The organism is Streptomyces sp. NPDC001770, from assembly GCF_053596135.1.
Map to the genome: position 1 here is coordinate 23,019 of NZ_JBSFFN010000061.1, position 6,019 is coordinate 29,037.

The 6,019-nt window shown below is 71.6% G+C and carries 4 protein-coding genes; 2 read left to right on the plus strand and 2 right to left on the minus strand.

Going from position 1 to position 6,019, the window contains the following annotated elements; translation table 11 throughout:
- The first annotated feature begins 340 nt into the window (after window positions 1-340).
- Entirely contained in the window at window positions 341-1,141 is an 801-nt protein-coding gene (locus ACWCSV_RS32830; protein WP_451148594.1) for a class I SAM-dependent methyltransferase, read from the plus strand.
- Between the two features lie 255 nt (window positions 1,142-1,396).
- Here ACWCSV_RS32830 and ACWCSV_RS32835 read toward each other — a convergent pair whose 3' ends face one another.
- Entirely contained in the window at window positions 1,397-4,207 is a 2,811-nt protein-coding gene (locus tag ACWCSV_RS32835; protein WP_451148596.1) for an alpha-L-rhamnosidase-related protein, read from the minus strand.
- A 661-nt stretch (window positions 4,208-4,868) separates the two neighbouring features.
- Window positions 4,869-5,288 (minus strand): ankyrin repeat domain-containing protein, encoded by a 420-nt coding sequence (locus ACWCSV_RS32840; protein ID WP_451148598.1) that lies wholly within the window; start codon window positions 5,286-5,288, stop codon window positions 4,869-4,871.
- 256 nt (window positions 5,289-5,544) lie between these two features.
- Here ACWCSV_RS32840 and ACWCSV_RS32845 point away from each other — a divergent pair.
- The coding region (locus ACWCSV_RS32845) for an ArnT family glycosyltransferase (protein ID WP_451148600.1) at window positions 5,545-6,019 on the plus strand (475 nt) is incomplete at its 3' end.

The following is a 6,019-nucleotide window of genomic DNA, read 5'->3' on the forward strand; positions in this document are numbered from 1 at the left end:
CGGAACGGCAGGGTCCGGACCGGCAGGAGCCCGGAACGGCAGGAGCCCGGAACGGCAGGAGCCCGGAACGGCAGGAGCCCGGAACGGCAGGGCGGGCGCCCGGTCCGGTCACCCGACAGGCTCTCGGGTCCGGCGCGCCTCGGCCGGGCGGGCGGCCGCCTGTGGAGGATTCGGTGGGGCGGCGTCCTGGTCCTGCGGACGGCCCGCCCGCACCCTCCACCACGTGGAAAGGCCCGGTCATGCCCCACCTCGCCGTCGACCCGCCGTCCCCTTCCTCTGCTCCCCGCCCGTCCCCGGAACCTGTCGGTCACGGCGCGCCCGGCCCCGCAGGGGTGACGGCGTGAGCGCCGCCTCGGAGGGCGGCCGTTACGGCGAGGCGTACTTCCGCCCCGAGCAGCCGGGCGAGGGCGAGCGCATCGACTTCGGGGCCCTCGCCTACGACGACATCACCCTGGCGCGGCTGCGGGCGCTCGGCGTCGGCCCGGGGTGGCGCTGCCTCGACGTGGGGGCGGGCACGGGCACGGTCTCCCGCCGGCTGCTGGGCGAGGCCGGGGTGGAGAGCGTGCTCGCCGTCGACCGCGACGTACGGTTCCTCGGCGAGCGGCCGGTCCCCGGCCTCGACCTCCTGGAGGCCGACATCACCGCCCCGGGGTTCGTCTCCGGCACGTACGACCTCGTCCACGCGCGCTTCGTCCTGATGCACCTGGCCGAGCACGAGCGCCTGATCGCCTCGCTGACCGAACTCGTAGCCCCGGGCGGTGTGTTGGTGCTCAGCGACGCGGTGGACCTGACCGGCGGCCGTACGCCCTGCACCCCGTACACCACGGCGATGCGGGCGATGTGGCAAGGGCTCCGGGACTCGATCGGCACCGATGTCTCCTGGGTACCGTCGTACCCGCACCTGCTGCGCGGGGCGGGACTTGAGCCTGTCGCCGCCGAGATCCACGTACCGCCGCTCCAGCCGGGGAGCCCCATCAGCCGCTTCTGGGCCGACACTTGGGAGCGGAGCAGGCCGGCGATGCTCGCCACCGGGCTGGTGGACGACGCGGCCGTCGACGCGGCGATCCGCTACCTGGTCTCCGACGAGTGCGCCGCGCTGTCGGCCGGGATGCTCACCGCGTGGGGGTGGAGGCCCGAATAGGGGCCTGGTGGGGACTGCCCGGGCCAGGCCGGCCCTGCGGATTCCACGCGGCGCGGAGGAAGCAGGCCAGTGCGGTGGCGGCCCGGAAGGCTTCGATCGCACCCCGGGTCATCGGCATGCGAGCGACGTGCCCGCCTGGGGCAGCACCTCAGGCGCCCGATGCGCCGAATCGCCCCGGACCACGATCACCACGGCCCACGGAGGGCGCGGTCAGCGGCACCCGGACCGTCACCGGCCCGGGTGCCGCGATTCGCACTACCGCGCGGTGACCTCGTAGCTGCCGTGCTGCTTCACCTTCAGGTGGACGTAACCCGAGGTGAAGCCACCGCCGGTGACCCCGGCCGCCGCGGTGAAGGTGCCGTGGCGCCACACCACCTTGCCGTTGACGGTGACGGTACGGTCCCGGCCGGAGACCGGGACGGCGATGGTGCCGCTGGTGCCCTTGGGGACGTCGACGGTCAGGCCGAACTGGTCGCCGCCCTTCTTCGCGGTCCAGCTGACATCGATGTCACCGTGCGGCGTGGGAACGGTTCCCCGCGCCCAGGTGAGGTCGCCCGGGGTGGGCCGGACCGTCCAGGTGGCGTATCCGGCGGTGTCCGGGCGGGCGCCCAGGACGTAGGCGGAGAGCGCGGACGTCGGGGCCGTGGACCACCCGTGGGACAGGCTCGCCCCCGCCCCCAGGCCGGGGGTGCCGTCGCTGCCGGAGATGTTCTCCCACATGGTCCCGGTCTGGTCGGGGCCGGGGGCGATCATGTGACCCCACACGTCGTGCAGCAGCTCTTCCGCGTTCGCGGTGTCGCCGGCCGCAAGGCGCGCCTGGAGTTCGAAGCCGCTGACGAAGGGGCTGACCAGGTCCCGGTTGCCGATCTCGGAGGAGAAGGGGAGCGGGCCGTAAGGGGTGCTCCACAGCGCCGACTTGAGCTTGGCGAGGATGTCTGCCCGCTTCGCGGCGGGCGCGACTCCGTACAGGACGGCCAGGGCGTTGGCGTCCTGCGCCGTGCCTTCCTGGGTGTCGCTGATCCGGTAGAGGCCGCTCTCCGCGTCGTAGAGACGCTCGTTGATGTGGGCCTTCAGCGCCTCGGCGTCCGCCGTGTAGACGGCGGCCTGCGCGGTATCCCCTGCGGCGGTGGCGAGTGACGCCCCGTCAAGAAGGGTCTTGTAGTAGAGGATGTTGTACGCGGATACTTCACCTCCCTTGTCCCGGTCGTAGAAGTCCCAGTCCGCGCCGTCGACTCCGGCCCTGGTCGCGAACAGCCCGTTCGCGTCGAGCCGGGTCGTGTTCCAGGCGAGCTGGCGCTGGACGATGGGCCATTCGCGCGCGACGAAGGCCTGGTCGCCGGTGTGCAGGTAGTAACTCGCCAGTCCGGTCACGAAGTACATCGAGTACGTGGCCGAGTAGGTGGTCGTGTCGCCCGGGGTGAGCGGTCCGAGGTGCGGCACGCTCGCCGGGTGCAGGGCGCCGGGGACGAATCCACTGGTGAGCTGCCGGCTGCCCAGCAGGTCCAGGGACTGCCTGATGTACTCCGGGTCGTTCACGGAGTAGTAGTCGGTGGCGCCCTCCACCAGGATGTCGCCGCTCCAGATGGCACGGTCGCGGCGGGCTCCGTCGAGGACCGCCGCCTGCGCGTTGGCGCCCGGCTGGGTGAAGTCGGCGAGGCTGGCCGGCGCGATCAGCGGGTTGCTGTAGAGCGTCCTGCCCGTACCGCTGACGACCTTGAGGTCCTTGAACGCCGCCTTCTCGTCGCCGAACTCGCGGAAAGCTATGGTGCCGCCGGAGTAGGCGGTGGCGCCGGAGGGCAGGGCCGAGGTGTCGAAGCGGTCGATCTCGGCGCCGTCCAGCGAGATCGCGATGCCGTTCCCGGACACCGTGGTGGCCACGTCGTGCCAGGTGCCCTCGTCCACGGAGTGCGGCAGGGGGACGGAACCGAGGCTGGTGTAGACGCCGTCACGGACGCTGAGCTTCTGCAGCGTGTCGGGGGCGCCGCCGGTGTCGGTACTGTCGTCGAGGATGAGCAGGTAGCCGTTCTGGGAGTTCTGCGCGCGAACCATCCATCCGGCCTGGTCGTGCACGACCTTGGTACGGAAGGTCGTCGTGTAGTCGCTCCAGGAGGAGCCGCGGTTCAGGGTCCCCGCACCGTCGTTGGTCTTCGAACCACCGGCGGACATCGCGCCGTCCTGGATGGACCAGCTCCCGGGCAGGGAGTTGACCGGGGCGAGGTTGGTCTGCAGGGTGTAGGCGCCCGCGTACCAGATCTTGTTCAACTCGTCGGAGCTGGAGAGGAAATGGCCCCCGTACCCGTCCGCCTGGGTGCGGTCGGCGATGAATGTGATGCCGGCCCTGCTCAGCGTGAGCCGGCCCGGCGTGGTGAGCGTGATCCGCTGGTACCGTTCACCGCCCTGCGCGGAGGGGTTGGTGATCGTGCCCGGTCCCGTGACCCGGTAGGAGTCGGTACGCGACGGGTCGCCGTCGGCCCAGGGCGGTGACCCGTCGCCGTCCTCACCCATGTACTGCGAACCCTCGCTGTACGAGGCCTTCAGCGTCGGGGATCCGGAGGCGGCGGAGACGGTGAAGTAGGGCTGACCGCCCACCTCTTGGCCGTAGTCGAGCAGGATGGCGGGCGGCGCCTCGCCTTCGACGTAGGTCAGCGTCGTCGTTCCGCCCGACCTGCCCGATCCGTTGCCGTTGCCGTTGCCGTTGCCGTTGCCACCACCGTTGCCGTTGCCGTTGCCACCACCGTTGCCGTTGCCGTTGCCACCACCGTTGCCACCGGCGTTGCCGCACAGCAGGTTCCGGGCGCCCTCGACCGCGCCCGAGGTGCTGACCACGGAGACCGGGCACACGTCGGAACTCTTCGGAGTCCGGACGTACTCCCGCCAATCACTTATAGCCCCAGGGGACTTCGGCAGGGCCGCGCGCCCCGTGGCGAAGAGAGCCGGGGTCGCCGCCGTGGCGGACGGCACCATCAGCTGGGCGAGGACGAGGGCGAGCCCCAGCGAGACCGCCGCTCCGGCGGGACCGGCCGGACCGCGCTTGCGGTGGAGACGCCTTCTGCCGTGCATGATCATGAGCACTCCGAGGGTGCGGGCACTCCCCTGACGGCCACGCGGACACGACGATGTACCGCCGCGGGACGCACGGACCGGTTCGGGCGGGTGACGGTGGGATGCGATGTTTTTGAAAGGATTCAACTCGTTGGCGCAACACGCAAGGTATGCAGCGGTGATGGGCGCGTCAACGGGTCGGGCTGAAATGTACGAGCAACTGTCTCTGCCATCAGGCACATTGCCCGGGATGCGCACAGCCCACGGCCGAATGGGCACGGCAGAGCGGGCAGCATCCACGCTGTCACCACCGGCAGACGCCTATGGTGAATGAAACGTGGCATTCCCCCGTGCGACTCAAATGAATGGTCTGTTCCCGTGGACGCCCCGGCGCGATCGCCGGCTCGTCGGAGGTACGGGACGGCGGGCGATCCGCGAGGCCGCAATCGACGCACCCGACGCACCCGGCAACGGCGGCAACCGCCTCGAAGCGACCGGCGCCGACTCCCTCCTCCGCCTTGCGAGGCACGGCACAGGATCCGGGCCGGTCGGACCGCACCGATGGACTCGGCGCCGAACTCCGCCGGAAAGCCGCGCCGGGCACTCCGCCGGACGGCTGGGCGACGGGTGAGCTACGCGTGGGTGCGCCGCGTCACTCGTTTTCGTCGCGGAGCGCCGCACTCGGTCAACAGTCGGCTTCTGCGGCCTCCAGCAGCGCAACCGTCTCCGGCCAGGGCCCCCTCCTCGCCCATGCGAGAGGCGTGCTGCCCGTACCGTGGTCCTCGCGGAGGCGGGGGTCGGCTCCCGCCGCCAGGAGTACGCGCACGACGTCCGCGTGCCCCCAACAGGCCGCAGCGCACAGGGGTGTTCCCTCGCTCCCGAGGCCGCCGCTCTCCGTGTCCGGGTCCGCACCGGCGCGCAGGAGGATGACGGCGGCTTCGGGGTCTCCCTGGACCGCGGCCGTGTAGAGCGGGGTGGTGCCGTCCGTGTCGGCCGCCTGCGGATCGGCGCCGGCCCGCAGCAGGGTGTGGATCCGTGCGGTGTCGCGGGCCAGCACCGCGCCGGCCAGGGCCCTCGACAGCTTCTTGGATCGTCTTCGGTTCATGAGTGCGGAGCGTAGCGCCGAGGACGGCCGAGACTGAATCACCACAGCCAAATGCCTTGATTGCCAAGGCATTTCACGCCCCACAGCCCAATGCGCAGGGTACGGACGGCGCGGGATCCGCAGTGGTGGCGCGGGAGAGGTAGGCCGCAGATCGAGGCCCGGGTACAGGTACGAGCACGGATACGAGCACCGGGTACGAGCACCGGGTGCGAGTACCGGGAACGGGGCCGGGTGCGACCGGGGACCAGGGGCTGACATGACGGACGCGACGGGCTCAGGGGCGCGCGGGGACGGGGCCTCGGAGTCCGACGGGCGGACCGGGCCGCTGGACGGTTCACTGGAGGGGCAGCCGCACGGGCCGCTGGACCGCCGGGTGTTCGTCGTCGCGGGCGTGGCCTTCGCCGTACTGATGGCGTTCTCCACGCGCTACGGCTTCCACGCCGACGAGTTGTACTTCCTCGACAGCGCCCGGCACCTCCAGGTGAGCTACGTGGACCAGCCGGTGCTGGCGCCGCTGCTGGTCCGGGTCTCGTTGTCGCTGTTCGGCGTCTCGGAGGCCGGTCTGCGCCTGTGGCCGGCGCTGGCCGCGGCGGGCACCGTGGTGGTGGGCGGGCTGACCGCGCGGGAGTTCGGCGGCGCCCTCCTGCACCTTGTTGGCGAGCGGGAGGTACTCCATGGCGTAGTGCACGCCGCCCAGCTCACGGCCCGGGACGGGGAGGTCGCGGGAGACC

Excerpts from the sequence above, each read along its gene's own strand:
- ACWCSV_RS32840 (WP_451148598.1), bottom strand. The coding sequence starts at position 5,288 with ATGAACCGAAGACGATCCAAGAAGCTGTCGAGGGCCCTGGCCGGCGCG.
- ACWCSV_RS32835 (WP_451148596.1), bottom strand. The coding sequence starts at position 4,207 with ATGATCATGCACGGCAGAAGGCGTCTCCACCGCAAGCGCGGTCCGGCC.